The sequence below is a fragment of the Luteolibacter arcticus genome, from assembly GCF_025950235.1.
GTDB classification, from domain to species: domain Bacteria; phylum Verrucomicrobiota; class Verrucomicrobiia; order Verrucomicrobiales; family Akkermansiaceae; genus Haloferula; species Haloferula arctica.
The window spans coordinates 80,213-94,834 of record NZ_JAPDDT010000002.1; the positions used below are offsets into that span (position 1 = coordinate 80,213).

The 14,622-nt window shown below is 61.7% G+C and carries 16 protein-coding genes; 3 read left to right on the forward strand and 13 right to left on the reverse strand.

All coding sequences use genetic code 11. The features are described 5' to 3' along the window. Positions 1 to 74 precede the first annotated feature (74 nt). Complete coding sequence (locus OKA05_RS05150; RefSeq protein WP_264486038.1) at positions 75 to 1,007, reverse strand: LysR family transcriptional regulator; 933 nt, start codon at positions 1,005 to 1,007, stop codon at positions 75 to 77. Continuing rightward, positions 982 to 1,893, reverse strand: coding sequence for a LysR family transcriptional regulator (locus tag OKA05_RS05155; RefSeq protein ID WP_264486039.1), 912 nt, complete (start codon positions 1,891 to 1,893; stop codon positions 982 to 984). The genes OKA05_RS05150 and OKA05_RS05155 overlap by 26 nt, the downstream gene beginning before the upstream one ends. Before the next feature lie 233 nt (positions 1,894 to 2,126). On the opposite strand from OKA05_RS05155, the gene OKA05_RS05160 reads away from it, so the two are divergent. Further along, the gene (locus OKA05_RS05160) at positions 2,127 to 2,936 is read left to right on the forward strand and encodes a hypothetical protein (RefSeq protein ID WP_264486040.1); all 810 of its coding nucleotides are present in this window, start codon (positions 2,127 to 2,129) and stop codon (positions 2,934 to 2,936) included. Between the two features lie 14 nt (positions 2,937 to 2,950). On the opposite strand, the gene OKA05_RS05165 is transcribed toward OKA05_RS05160, so the two are convergent. The 11 genes from OKA05_RS05165 to OKA05_RS05215 form a co-directional block, all read right to left on the reverse strand. After that, the gene (locus tag OKA05_RS05165) at positions 2,951 to 4,483 is read right to left on the reverse strand and encodes a hypothetical protein (RefSeq protein WP_264486041.1); all 1,533 of its coding nucleotides are present in this window, start codon (positions 4,481 to 4,483) and stop codon (positions 2,951 to 2,953) included. 96 nt (positions 4,484 to 4,579) lie between these two features. Beyond that, positions 4,580 to 4,993: an ATP synthase F1 subunit epsilon gene (gene atpC, locus OKA05_RS05170; protein WP_264486042.1), complete on the reverse strand. Its 414-nt coding sequence runs from the start codon at positions 4,991 to 4,993 to the stop codon at positions 4,580 to 4,582. A 60-nt stretch (positions 4,994 to 5,053) separates the two neighbouring features. Then, complete coding sequence (atpD, locus tag OKA05_RS05175) at positions 5,054 to 6,517, reverse strand: F0F1 ATP synthase subunit beta (RefSeq protein ID WP_264486043.1); 1,464 nt, start codon at positions 6,515 to 6,517, stop codon at positions 5,054 to 5,056. A gap of 40 nt (positions 6,518 to 6,557) precedes the next feature. After that, positions 6,558 to 7,052 (reverse strand): hypothetical protein, encoded by a 495-nt coding sequence (locus OKA05_RS05180; RefSeq protein WP_264486044.1) that lies wholly within the window; start codon positions 7,050 to 7,052, stop codon positions 6,558 to 6,560. 30 nt (positions 7,053 to 7,082) lie between these two features. Beyond that, positions 7,083 to 7,982 carry an ATP synthase F1 subunit gamma gene (gene atpG / locus OKA05_RS05185; protein ID WP_264486045.1) on the reverse strand — a complete coding sequence of 300 codons (900 nt, stop codon included), beginning with the start codon at positions 7,980 to 7,982 and terminating at the stop codon, positions 7,083 to 7,085. Between the two features lie 110 nt (positions 7,983 to 8,092). Beyond that, positions 8,093 to 9,634: a F0F1 ATP synthase subunit alpha gene (atpA, locus tag OKA05_RS05190; protein WP_264486046.1), complete on the reverse strand. Its 1,542-nt coding sequence runs from the start codon at positions 9,632 to 9,634 to the stop codon at positions 8,093 to 8,095. A gap of 63 nt (positions 9,635 to 9,697) precedes the next feature. Further along, positions 9,698 to 10,090 (reverse strand): F0F1 ATP synthase subunit delta, encoded by a 393-nt coding sequence (locus OKA05_RS05195; protein WP_264486047.1) that lies wholly within the window; start codon positions 10,088 to 10,090, stop codon positions 9,698 to 9,700. A gap of 40 nt (positions 10,091 to 10,130) precedes the next feature. Beyond that, complete coding sequence (locus OKA05_RS05200; RefSeq protein ID WP_264486048.1) at positions 10,131 to 10,676, reverse strand: F0F1 ATP synthase subunit B; 546 nt, start codon at positions 10,674 to 10,676, stop codon at positions 10,131 to 10,133. 73 nt (positions 10,677 to 10,749) lie between these two features. Beyond that, complete coding sequence (locus tag OKA05_RS05205) at positions 10,750 to 10,950, reverse strand: ATP synthase subunit C-like protein (protein ID WP_264486049.1); 201 nt, start codon at positions 10,948 to 10,950, stop codon at positions 10,750 to 10,752. Between the two features lie 71 nt (positions 10,951 to 11,021). Next, positions 11,022 to 11,897, reverse strand: coding sequence for a F0F1 ATP synthase subunit A (gene atpB / locus OKA05_RS05210; RefSeq protein ID WP_264486050.1), 876 nt, complete (start codon positions 11,895 to 11,897; stop codon positions 11,022 to 11,024). 127 nt (positions 11,898 to 12,024) lie between these two features. Next, a complete protein-coding gene (locus OKA05_RS05215; RefSeq protein ID WP_264486051.1) occupies positions 12,025 to 13,371 on the reverse strand; it encodes a YiiX/YebB-like N1pC/P60 family cysteine hydrolase in 1,347 nt (448 codons plus the stop codon). Between the two features lie 161 nt (positions 13,372 to 13,532). Here OKA05_RS05215 and OKA05_RS05220 point away from each other — a divergent pair, with 161 nt between their 5' ends. Further along, complete coding sequence (locus OKA05_RS05220; protein ID WP_264486052.1) at positions 13,533 to 13,808, forward strand: HU family DNA-binding protein; 276 nt, start codon at positions 13,533 to 13,535, stop codon at positions 13,806 to 13,808. 125 nt (positions 13,809 to 13,933) lie between these two features. Further along, complete coding sequence (locus OKA05_RS05225) at positions 13,934 to 14,611, forward strand: hypothetical protein (protein WP_264486053.1); 678 nt, start codon at positions 13,934 to 13,936, stop codon at positions 14,609 to 14,611. Positions 14,612 to 14,622: the final 11 nt, after the last annotated feature.

Consider the following 14,622-nt stretch of genomic DNA (forward strand, 5'->3'; position numbering starts at 1 on the left):
GCGCTCAACGCACCGCCGGGACTATTACTTTATCAGGTAATAAGTTTCCCTGTATGTTCCGCCGGAGCATACATTCAAGCGGCTTGCCGCTGCTTCGCGTGAAGCTCACCCACCTTCATCGCGGTCTGGAGCACTAGCGGAAGACGCTCTCCGGCGCGGATGAAAATGGAGAAGCTGTAGGCATCCGGGAGCAGGAATTCGAAGGTCTTCAAGATCCCCAGCCCGGTCTTCGCCAGGCTCATCCGCTGATCGGCATCGCCCGGGAACACCATCACCCCAAGACCGGCAATGCAGGCGTCGCGAGCGGACGCCTCGTCATCGAAGGAAAGCATGTCCGGGGGTAGCAAGCCGTAGGATTCCAAGCACCACTTCTCCAGAAAGGGGCGATATCCCGGAATCAGCGACTCGCTGGGGACCAGGATCGTGGACCGCAGCACCTCCGGAAACCGGAAGCGGTCGGGGACGAAGTCGAAGTAGTCGCGGTTCCACGCCAGCGTCGATCCCTGCTGTCGCAGCAGATCGTAGCGTTGGATCGACGCCTGGTCCCCTACATGAAGGAAGCTGCCGGATACCACGATATCGACGAGATGGTCACGGAGCGCCGCATCCCAAGCTTGCCCGGGTTCCGGACGGGTCACTTCAAGTGCTGGAGATGAATGCTCACAGCTTCTGAAGGATGCCACCAGATAATCGCCTGCCTCGGAGCGATCCACCATGATCTTCACGGTGCCGCGCTCCTCGCGGAGGAAATGCGCCATGCGAACGCCGAGCGCCTGATGCTCCCGCAGGATTCGCCGCGCCTGCTCTAACAAGGTCACGCCGTCGCGAGTCAGTCGAAGCCCGTCTTGATGGCGTTGGAACAGCCGGAGCCCGATCACCGACTCTAGCTTCGCCACCCTGAAGGTCACCGCCGGCTGGGAGATCTGCTGGGTGCGCGCGACTTCCGAAAAACTGCCGCAGTCCGCCAGCCGGACAAAGGTTTCAAGACTCGCTAGATCGAAGTCCATTGGCGGGAGATTGCAATGCCCGGTCCACGTGACCGACCATGGTTTCCAAAAATTCGTAGGGGTGCTGCTTGAGGTAGGATACGTTGAGTGGATAACTCGCTTCCAGGCCCAAGGGAAGGAATACCACTTGTGACAGACGATGGAAAGACACCGGACGGACACAAACCACGGCTTCCGTTTCCGCCGACTTCGTGTCTTCCGCCCAGCGCATGAAATGATGTTGCGTGCACAACTGTCCTTCTCCCCCGCCTGACTTCTGGATGCGCTGCAGCGTGTCCAAGGCACGCGGCTTGCCCGTGATCGTGGCCAGTGACCAGCTCAGATGCGCCAGCTCCTCCGGCGGTACCGGGGAAGGGTCGAGCCGATCCCGGGAGCACGCCACATCCAGCGCCATCGGTGGCAACTCGCGGGACTCCAAGCGGCGGCCGGGCACGCCCTCGATGGTGAACAAGAGATCGCAGGCACCACATTCCAAAGCGGTCTTGCCATCATCCGCGCCCACTTCCAGGAACGAAATGCGGAACCGCGGATCATGGCGGAGCGTATTGAACACACGGCCGAAATGGCCCGTGTTGAAAAGATTCCGATCCGCTCCCAGCCGCAGCACGCGGCCGTTCTGATGGATCTTCCGCACCGTGGCCTCGAAGCGGCGGACTTCTTCCAACAGCGAGGTCATCTCCCGATCCAAGCGCCGGGCAGCCGTGGTGGGCTCGGTTTCACCGCTATCACGAGTCACAAACAGGGGCTCCCCTAGTTGCTCCTCCAGATTCTGCCAGATACGGCGGACATTCGAACGACTTGTCCGAAGCTCCAATGAGGCTCGCGAAGTCGAGCCTTCTGTCATCAGAGCGGAGAACACACGCAGTTGCTCGGGATCAAAGTGCATGAGGGGTGACGGGGAGGTCGGTCGATCAATAGATATTTAAATTTCGTATGTCAATAGAGTCGGTCGTGCATTTCTTTGTAATGCGCCGAAACGCCTGCGGTTGCTCAGAATCTGACAAAAGCTGGAATTTCAGTAAACGAAGGTTTTTTGGAATTGCTGACGAAAATTTATTAAGATTGCCAAACTGGTAGATTTCTGTCACACAAAGCGTGTTCACTGTTCTCCCCCACCCCATGAAACTGCGATTTGTTGCACCCTTTGCGGTCGCGCTTGCCCTCGTCTCGGCACGTACTGACGCCGCAATCACCACCACATTCTCGTTCGTCACTGATGTTTGGACCAATGGTGCAAACACCCAGACGGGCTATCAGACCGAGGCCACCTCGGGCTCGGTATCCAAGGATGGCATCACGATGACCTTTCAAAGTTCCCTCTCGGGAACCGCGGTCGCAGGTTCGAGAAACCTGACCTTGGTGACTTCTGGCAATCCCACCGGCTTCAATATTGCCACGGAGGATGACGCAAACGATCTCGAAGGCACGCTGCTCCACTACCAGCGCTGGGACTTTTCATTCTCCCAAGCGGTGATTCTCCGCAATCTGGGGATGGACGACATCGACTCCGACAAGACGGACCTTTCGGTCGGCGACGGCTTCCGTGACGCGATCGCGGCCGAGGCCTTCCAAGGCCAGTCCTTCGGTCCGATCGGCAGCGGCACGGATGCCGACTTCAGCGAGGACCTCGGTTCCAGCCTGAGCCTCGGCATCATCTCCGCCGGCAGCGGCCAGACGCTGAACTACGTGCTCTCCGGCCCGGCGGGAAATCCCAACAACGCGCCCGCTTACCGCGCCTACATCAACTTCGGCAACACGCCGATCCAGTCGTTCAGCATCTACTCCTTCTCCGACCGCGACAACGTCCACCGCGTCTCGCTATTCCAGAGCCTGCTCCAGGTCGAAGCCGCGGAAGTGATCCCGGAACCTTCGTCCTCGCTGCTGGCACTCGTGGCCCTGCCGCTGCTCGCGCGTCGCAAGCGGAAGTAGGATGGATCGCCCGGTCAGCGGAAGAGGTCCTTTTCGGTAAGTCCTGGAATCGGCTGGGTGATCCAGATGAGATCGCCCCGCCCGAACTCACGGTGTGGCTTGCCGCCGTCATCTGTGAGATTTCCTCCCACCGACCAGACATAGGGCGAGCCATCGGCCCGGAGCTGGAAACGAAGCGCTTCGCCCGTGAGCGGGTCCAACGGGATTTCGGGAAGGAATTCCGGCACCAATGCCTCGAGCGAGGCCGGGTATTTGCCATCGCCCACGCGGAGGCGATGCCGCTCCAAGGCGATTCCCGTGCGAGTCAGTGCGATCGTGGCTTCCATCCGCAGCGCACACTCCGCGGCAAAGACCATGGCGGAGCCAGGGCTCCCGAACACAAGCGAGTTCGAGTCGGGTGAACCGTCTCTCATCCTGCGGAACCCTATCAGATCCGCCGGCGTAAACCGTTCCCCTAGTCCCTCATCAAAACGGGCCGCGAGCTCGAAGCTCTCGCGTTGGGATTTCACTCCTCCGGCAAGTATAAGTCCGGGAGGGCGGAACTCCGATGCAATCTTCTTGGTCTTGTCCCAACTCTCCTGCCAATCCCAGGTCCAATCCCGGTGCCAGTCGTCATCGATCTCCGGCAGGGCCCTAGCATAGTGGGACAAATACCAACGAGTCTGCGACCGCAGGTGGGCGATCTCCCCGAGATAGGCTTTCACCGCCGCCTGCTGCGGCCGAAGCGTGGCCAATGCTTGGTCGAAGGGCTTCAACTGGTCTTCGTTCCAGCCACCACGCATCCCACCCTCCCAAATCACCGCCTGGATCCTTCTCAACATCACATCGGCAAGGATGATCGATGTGAGCGCTGGCTTCGGATCCATCTCAAGCCGGGCGACGTCCAACATCGCCAGCACGGCTGCCGCGGCCTTGTTCCCCTCGCCGACGACGAAGTGGGCGATGGCAAGCTCAGCCGCAGTCTCGGAGAGGTAGCGTAGCTTCATCATCGATCCCGTCACGTTGGCTAGCTCGGGTCCTCCGGTGAAACCGTTGCGCACCCTCGTCACCGGCCAGACTGCTTCCTTGCTCCGGGAAAGGACCGGCTGGAGCGCCTCCAACCGCATCACCGCGTCATGCCGCTCCTTCAAAAGGAACCCGGCTGCGGCACGTTCGTCCGGCATCGGAGGATCTAACCAGCGCGTGAGATCGGTCAGCCGTGCCAGGTTCGGCTCAGCCCTCGGCAACCGCTTGGCCCGGTTGGCCATCTTGGTCTCCCCGTATGCGAGGGGAATCAAGAGCGGATCCTCCAACTCCTGCTGGAAGGTGGCATCCTTGAACAGATCGGCGTGCGGATCCTTGGCAGGAACCCAATACTTCTCCGGATCGACGGCGTATCCCGCGGACTCCATGTCCCTCAAGAGACGCTCGGCCCGCGACTTACCCCACCAGCTTGCGCCGAAATAGACGAGCAGCACCAAGAGGCAAATGACAAACGGCGCCGAGGCCAAGGCGATCTTCGTCTTCCGGCTCCGGATCACCTTCCACATCCAAGGCGGCAGTCGCATGGAGAAACGCTGTCAGTCAGAACAAGATATGCGAACGAAAAAGCCCGCACCGGATGACCGGAGCGGGCTTTGAATTTTTTCCGGATCCGCGGAGGATCAGAGCTTCGGCCGGCGCTTGAGGCGGAGCTGGGCCATCGACTTGGCGATGACGGCCTGGAGGTGAGCCACCTCTTCGGCGTCATGGTCGTGGCCGATGCCCTTGAGCTGGTCTTCGGCACGCTTGATGGCGGCCTCGGCCTTCGCCTCGTCGATCTGCTCCTCGCCCATGGCCATGTCGGTGAGGACATTGACCTTGTGCTCGGTGACTTCCGCAAAGCCGGTGCCGATCGCGAGGATCTGGGTCTTGCCGTCCTTGTCGTAGCGGAGTTCGCCGGGCTGCAGCGCCGTGACCAGCGCGGCGTGACCGTCGAGGATACCCAGCTCGCCGTCGGCCCCGGGCAGGTAGACGTTGCCGACCGTGTCGGAGAAGATCTTCTTCTCCGGGGTGACGATTTCGAGGTGAAGAGCCATGGAAGTGATCGGTGATCAGTGATCGGTGATCAGTGGAAAAGCACTGATCCAGCGGAACACTTAGTCGCGGGAGACGCTGTCGATGCCGGCCTTCATGTAGAAGTTACCTTCGGAGACGTCGTCCCACTTGCCGTCGAGGATTTCGGCGAAGCCCTTCACGGTCTCCTCGATGGAGCAGAGCGCACCGGGAACGTTCGTGAAGATTTCGGCGACGTGGAAGGGCTGGGTGAGGAAGCGCTGGATCTTGCGGGCGCGGAACACGGTCAGCTTGTCCTCATCGGAAAGCTCGTCCATGCCGAGAATCGCGATGATGTCCTGAAGGTCCTTGTAGCGCTGGAGCACCTGCTGGACGCCACGGGCGACGCGGTAGTGTTCCTCGCCGACGACTTCCGGGGCGAGCGCCTTGGAAGTGGAGGCGAGTGGATCGACCGCCGGGAAGAGCGCCTGCTCAGCAAGCGAGCGCTCAAGCACCACGGTCGCGTCAAGGTGAGCGAAGGTATTCGCGGGAGCGGGGTCGGTAAGGTCGTCCGCCGGCACGTACACCGCTTGGATCGAGGTGATCGAGCCCTTGTTGGTGGAAGTAATGCGCTCCTGGAGACCGGCCATTTCCTCGGAGAGGGTCGGCTGGTAACCCACCGCGGACGGGGTGCGGCCCAGAAGGGCGGACACCTCGGAACCGGCTTGGGAGAAACGGAAGATGTTATCGACGAAGAGAAGCACGTCCTGATTCGCCTCATCGCGGAAGTGCTCGGCCATGGTCAGGGCGGAGAGCGCGACGCGGAGACGGGCACCCGGAGGCTCATTCATCTGGCCGTAGCAAAGGGCGACCTTGGAGCCTTCGGTAAGGACGGGGTTGCCCTTGTCGTCGAGCTTCACGTGGCCCTTCTCGTCCTTCTCGGTGGCAATGACGTTGCCCTCGATCATTTCCCAGTAGAGGTCATTGCCCTCGCGGGTGCGCTCACCCACGCCGGCGAAGACGGAGTAACCACCGTGCGCCTTGGCGATGTTGTTGATGAGCTCCATGATGACGACGGTCTTGCCGACGCCTGCACCACCGAACATCCCGCCCTTGCCGCCCTTGAGCAGCGGGCAGATCAGGTCGATGACCTTGATCCCGGTGGGAAGAATCTCCGTGGTGGCGGACTGCTCGGTGAGCGAAGGAGCGGCGCGGTGGATCGGCGAGCGGAAGTTCGCATCGGCGAGCGGGACGTTTTCGTCCACGAGGTCGCCGGTGACGTTGAAGATACGACCGAGGACCTGCTTGCCGACCGGCACGGAGATCGCCTTGCCGGTGTCGGTCAGGATCATGCCGCGCTTGAGACCATCCGATGCGGACATGGCAACCGCGCGGATCCAGCCGTCACCGAGGTGCTGCTGCACTTCCAGCACGAGCTTCGTATCGACGCCGTTCAGGTTGTAGTAAACTTCGAGGGCGCTGTAGATCCCCGGCAGCGCAGTGGCTTTCGAGAAGTCGGCGTCAACGACGGCGCCGATGACCTGGACGATGGTTCCTTGGTTGCTCATCGCAAGAGTGGGCTGGTGTTCGGTTTGAGAGGGACAGGTCTTAGAGGCGGACGATGCTGGCGCGCTGTTCGGGCGTCAGGGTTTCGATGCTGGCAATGGTGAGCGAGTGGCCGGAGGTCGAGGCCACCGCATTGGCATCCACCAGGATCTCGGCAGGCATCCGGTACATGGCGCCCGTGAGCGGGTCCACGATGAGCATGCCGATCAAGCCACCGATGAGAATGTTCCCGAAATACCAACCGTTCAGCCCTGCGGTCACCTGGTGGTTGCCCACGACCTTGCCGGAGCGCTTCACCTGCACCGTGTATTTCGCCGGCTTGAAGTAGCCGCCGCGGGCGGAAAGATTCACCACCTGCGGAGTCGTGCCAGTGTGGATGGTCTCCCCGCTCGCATTGATCACCGCGAAGCTGAGACCGGAAGGATTCGACTGGATCGAGACGTCCCGGCTGGGGCGGCTGACGATCGAAGCGCAGCTTGAAAGCAAGAGGCTCGCCGCAGTGGCGCTCGCGATGGCAATTTTGGAAAAGTCAGACATGGATCGGCTGGAAATGAGCGGAGGAGGCAATCACTCCATCGCCCGCATGGCGGTGGTGATTTCGAGCAGCTCGGCGGTGATGGCCGCCTGGCGCAGCTTGTTGTATTCGAGCGTGAGTTCCTTGATGAACTTCTTCGCGTTGTCGGTGGCGCCCTTCATGGCGACCATCCGTGCGGAGTGCTCGGAGGCGCGGCTCTCGACCAGCATCTGATAGACCTGGAAGTTGATGTAGAGCGGCAGCAGGGTATCGAGCACGGCCTTGCCGCTGGGCTCGAAGAGGTAGTCCTTGGAAAGCGCGGCGGCGTGGTCGGTCTCCTTGACGTTCACGTCCTTGCCCATGCCCTCGTAGTCTTGCTTCTCGCCGAGATCGGCCGTCGAGATCGGCAGAAGCTGCACGATCACCGGCTCCTGGCGCATCACGTTGACGTAGTTCGAGAAGGCGACGCTGACCTTGCTGTAGCCGCCTTCGAGGAAGGCCTTGGTCAGGAACTTCGCGATCGGGCGGGCCTCGGCGAAGGGCACCGGGTCGCGCACTTCGAAATCCGCGATCATGTTGCGACCGGCCTTGGCGAACTGATTGCGCAGCTTGCGGCCCACCGTGACGATGTCGGCATCCTTCGAAATCTCGGCGCGGATCTTTTTGCCGAGGTTGGTATTGAGCGCGCCGCAAAGGCCCTTGTCGGTGGAGATGATCAGGATCAGCTCCTTGCCACCTTCCTTCGCCTGGAGAAGCGGGTGAGCTTCCTCGCCCACGTTCTCCTTCAGATTGACCAGCACCTGGTTCAGCAGGTCCGCGTAGTCGCGACCGGCCAGCGCCTGGTCCTGCGCCTTCTTCATCTTGGCGGCGGCGACAAGCTGCATCGCCCGGGTGATCTGGGCGGTGTTCTTGACCGACTTGATGCGCCGGCGGATGTCGCGGAGGTTGGCCATTTTTTAGATGATTAGGAGATTGAGAGAATTGGGATAATTGGGTGGCTGGAGTCGGGGAGCGGGACGCAATCTGAGACCTAATTTCCCAATCTCCGAATTATCCGAATTTCTTACTTCCAAGAAGCCTTGAAGTCGTTGAGCGCCGTCTTCACGGCATCGACGGCGGCGGCGTCCTTCTTGAGGTCCGGCTTTTCGTTGCGGATCTTGTCGAGCAGCTCGGTCTTGCGGGTCTCGAAGAACTCACCCATCGCGGTCTGGCAGCGCTTCACGTCGGCGACCTTCACGTCATCGAAGAAGCCGTTCTGCATCGCGAAGAGGAAGATCGACTCCATCTCCATGGAGAGCGGAGAGTACTGGTTCTGCTTGAAGAGTTCCACGATGCGGGCACCACGCTCGAGCTTCTTCTTGGTGGAGGCGTCGAGGTCGGAGCCGAACTGGGCGAAGGCCTGCAACTCGCGGAACTGCGCGAGGTCGAGCTTGGTCGTGCCGGCGACGGACTTGATGGTCTTGGTCTGGGCGGCGGAACCTACGCGCGACACCGAGAGACCCACCGAGATGGCAGGGCGGATGCCTTGGTAGAAGAGGTCGGTTTCCAGGTAGATCTGGCCGTCGGTGATCGAGATCACGTTCGTCGGGATGTAAGCGGACACGTCACCGGCCTGGGTTTCGATGATCGGCAGCGCGGTGAGCGAGCCACCACCGGCGGCCTCGGTCAGACGGGCGGAGCGCTCGAGCAACCGGGAGTGGAGGTAGAAGACGTCACCCGGATACGCTTCGCGGCCGGACGGGCGCTTCAGGATCAGCGCGACCTGGCGGTAAGCGACGGCGTGCTTGGAAAGGTCATCGAACACGATCAGGCAGTCCTGACCCTGATCCATCATGTACTCGGCGATGGCGCAGCCGGCGTAGGGCGACAGATACTGCATGGCGGCGGCATCCGAAGCGGTGGCGGAAACGATGGTGGTGTATTCCATCGCGCCGGCGTCTTCCAGGATCTTCTGGATACGGGCGACGTTCGAGAGCTTCTGGCCGATGGCGACGTAGATGCAATACAGCGGCTTGTGGTTCTGCAGCTTGCCCTGCTCAGCCAGCTTGTTCTGCTTGGCCTGGGAAATGATGGTGTCCACCGCGATGGTGGTCTTGCCGGTGGAGCGATCACCGATGATGAGCTCGCGCTGGCCGCGGCCGACGGGGATCATCGCGTCGATCGACATGATGCCGGTCTGCACCGGGACCGAGACCGACTTGCGCTTGATGATGCCGGGAGCGATTTTCTCCATCGGGTAATAGGCCGCAGCTTCAAGCGGGCCCTTGCCGTCGATGGCATTGCCGAGTGCGTCCACCACGCGGCCGAAGACATTGCGGCCGACTGGCACGGAGAGCAGCTTGCCGGTGGTCGAGCATTCCATGCCGGCGACGATCTTGTCGTAGCTGCCGAGAAGCACCACGCCGACTTCGCCTTCTTCGAGGTTCATCGCCAGGCCGGTAACACCGCCCGGGAACGAGATCATCTCGTTGAGCATGACGTCGGAGAGGCCTTCCACCTTGGCCACGCCGTCACCGACTTCGCGGACGACACCGACATTCGACTTCTGGACGGAGGCCGTGACGTTGGCGATCTCCTTTTCGAGTTCCTGGAGGATGCTGCTCATGGGACGAGTTTGCTAGTTTTCAGAGTTTCAGTGTTCGGCAAGTGGCGGAGATGCCGGTGTCTATCAGAATGCTTGGGCGAGGCGGTCGAGACGGCCTTTCACGGTGCCGTCGAAGACATCGTTGCCGATGCGGACCTTGAGTCCCCCGAGAACCTCGGGAGTGACGCGGTATTCAAAAGTCAGGTCGCTGCCGTACTTCTCGACGAGGCCGGAAACGACGCGCTGCTGCTCCGCACCATCGAGCGGCGCGGCGCTTTCCACAATCACGTGGCGGCGTGCCAGTTCGAGGCGGACGAGGCGCTTCAGCGCACCGAGAATGCCATGATAGCCGCGCGGCTTCTGGGCCACGATCATCTTGATCGCGGTGGAGAACTTGGCCTCGTCAAGACGGCCGCCGGTCTGGCAGAGCCGGAAAATGCGGCGGGCTTCGGCGTTGGCGACCTTGGTGATTTTCATGACGAGACGGCGGAAGAAATGAATCGAATCAGGATCAGGATCAGGCTTCGACCGAAGCGAGCGCTTCCTGGTTGATGCGGGTCTTGTCGTCGGAGGTGAGGACCTTGCCGGTAACCTGCGCGGTGGTGGCGGTGACGAGGCGGCCGAACTCCTGCTTGAGCTCTGCCTTGATCGCGGCGCGCTCGGCTTGGGCGGCGGCTTCGGCCTTGGCGAGGATCTGTTGGGCGGAAGCGATGGCTTCCTGCGCCTTCTGCTCGGAAAGGGCGGCGGCGCTGGTCTTGGCCTCATTGATGAGGCGGGCGGCGTCTTCGTTGGCCTTGGCGATGGCAGCGGCGGTGGTGCGCTCGGAGTCAGCAAGCTGCTGCTCGATCTGCTTGAGCTTCGCTTCGCCGGTGGCGATGCGGTTGCGGCGCTCTTCCAGCATCGTCTGGATCGGGCCGAAGGCGAACTTCTTGAGGACGAAGATCACCAGGAAGAAGTTGATCACCTGCGCGATGAAGAACGGCGCGCTAAGGCCGAAAGTCGTCTGGATGGTTTCAAGAGGGCCCGCTTGCCCGGCAGCGGTTTCCGCGAGGATGGTCATCATGGCAGGTTGGAGATCGGAGATTGAAGAGGAAGTGCCGCGCGCACCCTTTCAGATGCGCGCGGCAGAAACAGGATCACATACCGCTGACAGCGAAGGCGGTAAGGATGAAGATACCTTCGATAAGCGCGGCCAGAATGATCGAGAGAACCAGGATCGGGGTGGCTGCACCCGGGTTGCGACCGGTCGCTTCCGCGGCCTTGGAGCCGAGAATGCCGATGCCGATGCCACCGCCGATAGCGGCGAAGGCGACTGCGAATGCTTTGCTGAATACCATTGTCTTGTTGCGTTTAGTTGGGGTTTCCGGCGGCTCCCACGGTCTTTGCCATGGTCAAACCGTCGAAATCTTTAGTGGTGCCCTTCTTCGGCGTGATCGTCGCCGTGGTCGCAGATGAGCTTGAGGAAAATCGCGCAGAGCAGGGTGAAGACGAGTGCCTGGACGAAGCCGACGAGCAGCTCCATGAAGTAGAACGGAAGCGCTGGCAGGAAGGCGAGGCTCTTGGGAACCAAGGCCATCAGCGCTTCGAGCGTCTGCTCGCCGCCGTAGATGTTACCCAGAAGACGGAAGGTGAGGGCGACCGGGCGGATCGCGATGGAGATCACTTCCAGCACGCCGACGAAGAGGAAGATGGGGACCATCATCGCGAGCATGATGCCCTTGAAGGTGCCCTTCGGTGCGAAGATGTGGGCGGCGAAACCTTTGATGCCATTCTCCGTGATCGCCCAGTAGAACCAGAGGATCGCGAAGGTGAAGGACATCGCGGCAGTCATGTTGATGTCAGCATTGGCACCACGCAGAAGCGGGGCAACCATGTGACCATGAGAGTCTTTCCATCCCACGGTGCCGACGCCGGGGATGAGGCCCATGTAGTTATTCACCAGGATGAAGAAGAAGACCGAGCCGAAGAACCAGAAGGTCCGGGTGGCAAGGTGCGCGCCCATCAGGCTGGAAAGGAATTCGTAGAGCGACTGGACCGCCCACTCGGCGAAGTTCTGCAGGCCTTGTGGGACCAACGTCATCTTCTTGGTCGCGATGCGAGCAAAGAGGACGATCACGCCCACGGCGAGCCAGACCATCACCATCGAATTGTTGATGGGCAGCGAGTCGCTCAGACGTGGGGCGTTGAGCGGCAGGGCATGATGACCACCACCTTCAGCGGCGAGAGCCGGCACCGCTCCACAGAGGAGCGCGAACAGGGTTGGGATGAGCGGGCGTCGGAACATGCCAGAGGCGCGTTTTGGCGGAAACGCGCGCGGGCTGTAACAAAGGGTTTTGTAACGGCGCAAGAGCTATTTGTGAAAAATTTCACAAGCTCTGTGAAACTTTGGTTTCGTGGGGGTTACGATTGCTTCAAAGGGCGCTCCTGCTGGCATGCAAAACGAGCTCCGCACGGGTTCCCGAAACGATTTCGTCCTTCCCCACGCCGCAGGCCGCTACCACGCGAAATCCTTGAGCCAGAGCCTGGGAGATCAGCTCCTCTGCGGGCAAGCAGAGACGGCCGCCGCTCTCCACCAGGGAAAAGGCGAGTCCACCCGCGCCATGATAGGCACGGTAGATGACTTCGGTGCAGACCAGCCGGTCGGAATTTCGGAAATCGAAAACGAAATCGTACGGCTTGCCCTCATGTCGCATCCCCCGTGCCAGCGATGTCGCGATGTCGCTCGAGGGGAGTGGCGGGCGGAGCACGACGAAGGCGTCGACCTGGAGGGTGTCGGTGGCGGGCCGGAAGCGGACCCCGTCCTTTTTCGCCTCCAGGAAGACCACCGGGTCGCCGGCCCCCTCGGAAATTTCCAGGCCGAGGGCGGTCCGCTGGGATGCGTCGCCGATGTAGAACGCGGCATGCGGCCAGTGACCCGGGAGGAAGAGATTGCTCATCGCGTCATCGTGACGGGTGACGAACACATCGCCGGGTCGGGCCAGCCGCAGGATTTTCTCGCGGAGTTCGGGCGTCACCCGCTTCGGCGCACCGGCCGGCTTCACTCCCGGCTGCCGCAATTCGGAGATCGCGCGGCCGGACCATTCGAAGACGCCGAAGATCGATTGCTTCCACGCTGAACGGTGACGACGCAGGAACGAATGCCAGCCGTACGCCAGGCGGCGGCGCATGATGTCCCGCTTGCGGCACTCGATCCTCTCCTTCTCCTCTTCTAACAGCGCGATCGCTTCCGCGAGCTCCGGATCAGACACCAGCTCCACGATGGTACTACGATGTTTCTCGTAGAAAGCGGCAGCCTCGCGGAACTGCAGCAGGCGGAGCGGATCGGTGGTGGCGCGGAACAGGAACGTGAAGGTCTTCCGCGGAATCCCGTGAAGTATCGAGGGTTCGTCGAGTTTCTTGGCCAGCAGCGGATTCACACCGGCCAGGCCCGCAAGGCCGCGCGCTTGCCGCAACAGCAAGCAAGCCGCGGCGAAAGCCACGGCAAAGGCCGGCAGTTGCTTCTCCCAGCCGCCCTTCGCCGGCGAGCAGGCGTTCTCCAGCTCCGCCAGCGTGGAGAGCAGCGCACCGCGCACGCCCAAGTACTGCGCGTATCGTACTCGGATTACCTCGTCCTCGTCCGGGGTGAAGTAGCCCCGCGCCACGGCCGCGGTGAGGAATGGCAACTCGATCCCCGCGCGTGCGGCCGGTGCGGCACCGGCAACGGTGCGTGCCCCCTCGCGAACGAGGGTGTCGCAACTGCGTTGACAGTCTTCATTCATCTGGTGCGCATCATTCCATGTACGATGTCCATCGTAAAGAGCCGCCAGCCGCAGGGGTGCTGGACAGCCGCCAGCCCCCGTGGCTCTAGGCGCGGGAAGGAATTTCGCTGTTGTATTTTAGCTTGCCAAAGGACGGGGCCGCACGCAATACCGTCGTCGCCATGAACAAAGCTGAACTTGTTGAATCCATCCAGAAAGCCCTCGGCAAAGACGCCACCAAGCGCGCCGCCGAAGACGCTCTTGCCGCCGTCCTCGGTTCCATCGAGAAGGGTGTCAAGAAGGACAAGAAGGTCCAGATCATCGGCTTCGGAACCTTTGAAGTGAAGAAGCGCGCCGCCCGCCAGGGCCGTAATCCGAAGACCGGCGAAGCGATGAAGATCGCAGCGTCCAAGTCGGTGGGCTTCAAGGCTTCCTCGACGCTGAAGGCCGGCCTCTGATTGACTTCGTTGCGAGCGCCGCTTCCGCGAGGAACCGGCGCCATTCCACCCAAAATCCAAAAATAACGACCCCGGCCGATCCGCCGGGGTTGTTGTTTTTTCAAGAATCACTTTCAGCACGGATCATGAAACCGCGCATCACCCTCGCCGAAACCACCTTGCCGGACGGTACCGTGCTCGGCCTCCACGAGCACGACGGCCGCCACTACATCCAGCACGGCACCGTCCAACTCGCAGGCCCCGCGACCCGCGTCAGCGAACGCGAACTCGGCCGGATCGCCAGCGCCCCGTTCAAGCCCGCCCGCCAGCCGAAGGTGTGGATCGTCGGCCTCGGGCTCGGTGAAGTGCTCGCCGGTGCGATGGAAAGCCTGCCGCAGAAGCGCGGCACGTTTCACATCGCGGAAGGCTGGCCAGTGATCGTCCAGTGGCACCGCGAATTTTTCCCTGATGGCCCCTCGCTGAAGGACTCCCGCGTCGAGATCCACACGGATCCCGGCCCGGCGGGCTTGCACGGCTTCAATGGTGACCTGCACGCCGTGCTCATCCACGCCGATACCTCGCCGCTCAACAACCGGCAACGCGGGCTTCATGAGGACCCCCGCTGGCTCGCCGCCGCTCATGGCGCGCTGCAGGCTGGCGGTTTGTTAGGCATCGCCTCGTCGCGGCCGGTGCCAGACATCGAACGCAAACTAAGCCGCGCCGGTTTTGAGACCGTACGTCATGAGATCGACGCCTCGCCGAATGCCCGCCGTCCGCGCCGCCATTTCCTTTGGCTTGCGCGAAAAGGCAAATCCGACGATTGAGTCCGCTAATT

Excerpts from the sequence above, each read along its gene's own strand:
- OKA05_RS05155 (WP_264486039.1), bottom strand. The coding sequence starts at position 1,893 with ATGCACTTTGATCCCGAGCAACTGCGTGTGTTCTCCGCTCTGATGACA.
- atpB (WP_264486050.1), bottom strand. The coding sequence starts at position 11,897 with ATGTTCCGACGCCCGCTCATCCCAACCCTGTTCGCGCTCCTCTGTGGA.
- atpC (WP_264486042.1), bottom strand. The coding sequence starts at position 4,993 with ATGGCTCTTCACCTCGAAATCGTCACCCCGGAGAAGAAGATCTTCTCC.
- atpD (WP_264486043.1), bottom strand. The coding sequence starts at position 6,517 with ATGAGCAACCAAGGAACCATCGTCCAGGTCATCGGCGCCGTCGTTGAC.
- OKA05_RS05195 (WP_264486047.1), bottom strand. The coding sequence starts at position 10,090 with ATGAAAATCACCAAGGTCGCCAACGCCGAAGCCCGCCGCATTTTCCGG.
- atpA (WP_264486046.1), bottom strand. The coding sequence starts at position 9,634 with ATGAGCAGCATCCTCCAGGAACTCGAAAAGGAGATCGCCAACGTCACG.
- OKA05_RS05150 (WP_264486038.1), bottom strand. The coding sequence starts at position 1,007 with ATGGACTTCGATCTAGCGAGTCTTGAAACCTTTGTCCGGCTGGCGGAC.
- OKA05_RS05200 (WP_264486048.1), bottom strand. The coding sequence starts at position 10,676 with ATGATGACCATCCTCGCGGAAACCGCTGCCGGGCAAGCGGGCCCTCTT.
- OKA05_RS05165 (WP_264486041.1), bottom strand. The coding sequence starts at position 4,483 with ATGCGACTGCCGCCTTGGATGTGGAAGGTGATCCGGAGCCGGAAGACG.
- OKA05_RS05160 (WP_264486040.1), top strand. The coding sequence starts at position 2,127 with ATGAAACTGCGATTTGTTGCACCCTTTGCGGTCGCGCTTGCCCTCGTC.
- atpG (WP_264486045.1), bottom strand. The coding sequence starts at position 7,982 with ATGGCCAACCTCCGCGACATCCGCCGGCGCATCAAGTCGGTCAAGAAC.
- OKA05_RS05180 (WP_264486044.1), bottom strand. The coding sequence starts at position 7,052 with ATGTCTGACTTTTCCAAAATTGCCATCGCGAGCGCCACTGCGGCGAGC.
- OKA05_RS05215 (WP_264486051.1), bottom strand. The coding sequence starts at position 13,371 with ATGAATGAAGACTGTCAACGCAGTTGCGACACCCTCGTTCGCGAGGGG.
- OKA05_RS05220 (WP_264486052.1), top strand. The coding sequence starts at position 13,533 with ATGAACAAAGCTGAACTTGTTGAATCCATCCAGAAAGCCCTCGGCAAA.
- OKA05_RS05205 (WP_264486049.1), bottom strand. The coding sequence starts at position 10,950 with ATGGTATTCAGCAAAGCATTCGCAGTCGCCTTCGCCGCTATCGGCGGT.
- OKA05_RS05225 (WP_264486053.1), top strand. The coding sequence starts at position 13,934 with ATGAAACCGCGCATCACCCTCGCCGAAACCACCTTGCCGGACGGTACC.